The sequence below is a fragment of the Gordonia sp. ABSL11-1 genome (assembly GCF_030315685.1).
Taxonomy (GTDB): Bacteria; Actinomycetota; Actinomycetes; order Mycobacteriales; family Mycobacteriaceae; genus Gordonia.
Genome location: NZ_JASXSI010000100.1, coordinates 1 through 627 on the forward strand (window position 1 = coordinate 1; position 627 = coordinate 627).

The 627-nt window shown below is 66.5% G+C and carries 1 protein-coding gene; it reads right to left on the reverse strand.

From position 1 onward, the window contains the following. Window positions 1–627 (reverse strand): DUF222 domain-containing protein (locus tag QSJ19_RS26620; RefSeq protein ID WP_286324064.1); only part of this gene is annotated, 627 nt, incomplete at both ends.

The following is a 627-nucleotide window of genomic DNA, read 5'->3' on the forward strand; positions in this document are numbered from 1 at the left end:
CAGATCGGCCTTGATGATCAACTGCACCGGCAGACCACGATGGGACTTACCGAGCAATCCGTCGCTGAACACCGCCCGCAACAGGGCAGCCAACGCATCGTGATTGCGCTGCGCCGCGGTCCGGTTGTCCCGTTCGACCGCCGCCGCCAACGCATCGGGGTCGGCGTCATCGATCGACCCGCGCGGCGAGTCCGGATCCGCAGGATTGTTCATACCCGGTTGCGCCCACACCGCCTGCAGCATTTCCACCAGCGCGCGGGTTTCCGGGTCCAGATGCCCGGTCAGTTTCGACATCTGCTGGGAGTTCTGCCGATTCAGCCACAGATTCCGCTGCCGCTGCCGGTCAGTATCGTCGGTCAACTCGCCATCCGGATCCAGATGGGCCAGTAGGCGTTGGCCGAGATCGCCGATCTCAGCAGGGGTGTGTGCGGCGGCCAACTCACCCATGGTGGCCTCGGCAGCCACCTGCCGGTCATGCGGCAGATCGTGGGGCAGGGCGTCGAGGATCTCGATCGTCTTGTGCACATGGCCGGCACCCACCGCGCCGGTGGCGAACGCCTCGGCCAACGTCGGGTACTTGGGCTCACCCGGTTGTCCGTCGAGCTGCCGAAACCGGCCGGTGGCCGC